Raw genomic sequence first — 3491 nt, forward strand, 5'->3', positions numbered from 1 at the left:
CATACTACCTCCATAAAAAAACCGCCCGGAGGCGGTTTCTGTCATTAACTTATTGTTATCCCGGCTGATGACTTTTTCGTTACAATAACCAGCAGGTCACTGATTCGGGAAAATGGATAGCCGCTGCTGTTACCGTGTGTACTGACGCTGAAACTCAGCGTCATCCGTCCGCTCCCGGCAGGCATATCCAGTGTTCGCGTAAAAACGGCCGGTACACCTCTGCTTGTCTGCTTGTATATCTCCACCCCGTTTTTCCTGACAGTCAGCGTACAGTCATCCCATACGTCATTACTGGTCTGGCTGTCATACGCTGCCCCCTGAAAGGTAATCCCAGGAATGGAAACCTGTCGGTCAAAAGACTGGTCATCTTCAATCACGACTGTCAGTGTCCCGTTGGCGTACCGTTTTTCACCGTTACTGGTTATGAAGTAAGGAAACTCCCTGCCCGCTGCCTTAACAATATCCCCAAGAATACGCTCGGCCCGGAGCGTACCCTTTATTGTGCAATTTTCCTCAATCGTCACATTGTTGAGAGCACCAGAGTTCGCACTGATATGGCCGCTGATATCCGCATTACGGGCGGTCAGTTTGCCGTCAGGCATCAGCGTAAAGGTCGGCGGGTTCCCGCCGCTGGTGATGCTCGGGGCCGTCAGATATTTGAGGAACACCTCGTTCATAAATATCTGGTCACCCTGCATCATGAAGGCAGGTGTTTCATTGCCGTTCGCCGGGTTGATAAACGCGATACGGTCAGCCGCCACCAGGAACTGGCTTACCTTCCCTTCTTCCGTGTCTTCCATGCTCAGGCCCAGACCAGCCACATAGTGCTTCCCGTCTTTGGTCTGCTCTATCTTCACACCCCACATGGCATTCCATTTGCCGTTCGCGTCCTGCCATTCTTCCGAAAACTGATCCAGCCTGCTGGCGTTGTCTTCCGTCAGCTCCACCTTCTCCAGCAACTCTTTCCCCAGGTGGCTTTCGGTGATTTTCCCTTTGAAGAAATCCAGGTAGCCCGCCGCATCGTTGCTGGCCTGCCCTTTAGCCTCCACGAACGCCGATTTCCCGACCTGGTTCACGGCCCGAATATAAAAGTAATAATCCCTGCCGGGTTTGATACTGCTGCTGGCCGCAATCCAGTACAGCGCAGTACCGAGATAACGCGCATCGGTTTCCACCTGGCGGATATCGGCAATCTGCGTATCTGTAAACCAGAATTCATACTGCACCGTGGGGTCATATACCGCCTGGCGCGGGGTGGCGGTTATCTGGAAATAGCCGGGAGCCAGCTCAACATAAGACGGTACTGCGGGCGCGGCGATGCTGAAATCAGTGCTGGCAGGCTCACCCTGCTGGCCCTGGCTGTTCACCGCCCGTACCGTCAGGGTGTAACGTCCCGGCGTCAGGTTACGGAAGGTGTGCTCCATTTCGGCCAGTGTCAGGCTGCTGGCCAGGCGGTCGCTGTTATCTTCCGCTTTCACCGTCAGGCGCAGGGAAAAGTTCACCCCCTTCACCACACGCGGCGTATCCCAACGCGCCCGCGCCTGATACTGACCATCCTTGCCAGAATCTCTGTGGTCAGGTGCTGCACGGCAGGCGGCGTGTTCGTGATACCTGTATCCGGCAACGGATCAAACGTCGCCCCGTTGTCCACGATGCTCTCTTTCTCCGGAACATGCTGTACGGCGGTAATGGCATACGTGCCGTCATCGTTTTCCCGTATGGCCACACAGCGAAACAGCCGCTGGCGCAGGTCCGGCAGTTTCAGCCCCCACACACTGTACTCCGCCACGCCATCGGGTAACTGGCTGACGGTCACGCGGTCCGGGGCGGGGTGCGCGGTGACCGCGACGGTAACAGGCTGGCCATTGCTGCCCACCAGGTTCAGCACCACATTGCCGCCTGCCGGTATCTCCACCTCACGGTCCAGCGTGAGCGTGCGCGTCAGGCTGTCGACCGACAGAATGCGTCCGCCCACGGTCACGCCAGCATAATCACTGTCGCAGACCTCAATGATATCGCCGGGAACATGTCGCAGCCCCTCAGCCCCTACGGAAAAATCCACCGTCTGCGTTTCCAGCAATTCGGTGGTGATGGCCCACAGTCCGGCGCGGTGCGCCTGCCCACGGCTGGTACAGGCGAACGCATCCATCTTCAGAACGTTGCGACCGTAGCGACGGATGGCAGCGTCGTTTTCCACCAGTTCGGTGGATGTTTCCCAGCCGTTGTTCGGGTCGGTGTAACGGACCTCGGCGGCATTGTGGCGCTCTTTCAGTGCGCTGAAGCTGTAGATGAACGGCGCACCATCAGCGGGCATCACCACATTACTCTGCGTATAGGTCCAGACTTTATCGGCGGGCCGGTCCTGCACAAACGTCAGGGTGCTGCCGTTCCAGACCGGCATACAGCGCATCAGGGAACAGAAGTCCCCCAGCACGTCCCACGCTTTGCGCTGGTCCGTCAGATACGCATTGCAGGTGATACGCGACTCCGTCCCGCCAAAACCGTCAGGAACAGGCTGATCGCAGTACTGTGCAATGGCATACAGCGCCCACTTGTCCACATCGGCAACACCAATGCGGCTTCCCATGCCATAGCGCGGGTGAGTCAGCATATCCAGCACACACCAGGCCGGATTATCTGTCCAGGCGGGTTTAAACGTCCCGTCCCATATTCCCGTACAGGTCCGTTTTAACGGATCGTAATTCGACGGCACCGGCACAATACGCCCGCGCAGGTGATAGTTTCGCGTGACCTGCTGGCTGCCAAACTGCTCCGCATCCACTTTTACCCCGATAACGGCGGTGTTCGGGTAGCACTGTTTCACATCGATGATTTCGGTATAGCCCGACCACACCGTTTTGTTCTGCAGCAGGTCTGTCGTGCTGTCATCAGTGAGGCGCAGCATGCGGACTTCAAACGGCCGGGGCGGTAAATCATCAATCACCACGGATGCCAGAAACTGCGTGGTCGTTTTCCCCGTAATGGTGATATCCCGTTCCGTTCGCCACAACCCATCACGGCGAAACTGGATCAGCATCTGTACGCTGGTCGGGTTGCGGTCGCCTTTGGTACTGGTACTGACCAGCGACTGCACACCAAAGGTAAAGCGCAGACGGTCCAGCGTTTTGGTGGTAATGGTGCGGGTCACTGGCTCTGACTTCTCCACTTCCACACCCAGCAGGGTTTCAGCGCCGGAGTCTTCGAACCCCTCCATCGCGGTCTGTTCATCCTCCCCCACGCGATAAACCACAGTGACACCGTGAACCATCGCGTTACCGTCGCTGTCAAGGACCGGCGTTTTGTTAATTCTGACACTTTTCAGCCCGTCCACAGGACCTTCAATCGGCCCCTCGCAGATGGCATCAACAACCGTCAGCATCTGGCTGGATTTCAGGTCGTCAGGAGCCTCATGCGGCGTTTTACTGCTGCCACCACCTTTACCCATAATCTGTTCCCTCTGAAACGACAAAACCGCCCGGAGGCGGTTCTGT

At 57.1% G+C, this 3491-nt stretch carries 1 pseudogene; it reads right to left on the reverse strand.

Going from position 1 to position 3491, the window contains the following annotated elements:
* Positions 1-44: 44 nt before the first annotated feature.
* Positions 45-3445, reverse strand: a pseudogene (gene gpJ / locus JSN25_RS17905) (phage attachment tail tip protein J).
* Positions 3446-3491: the final 46 nt, after the last annotated feature.

The sequence above is a fragment of the Citrobacter cronae genome, from assembly GCF_016893685.1.
In the GTDB taxonomy this organism is placed as follows: domain Bacteria; phylum Pseudomonadota; class Gammaproteobacteria; order Enterobacterales; family Enterobacteriaceae; genus Citrobacter; species Citrobacter werkmanii.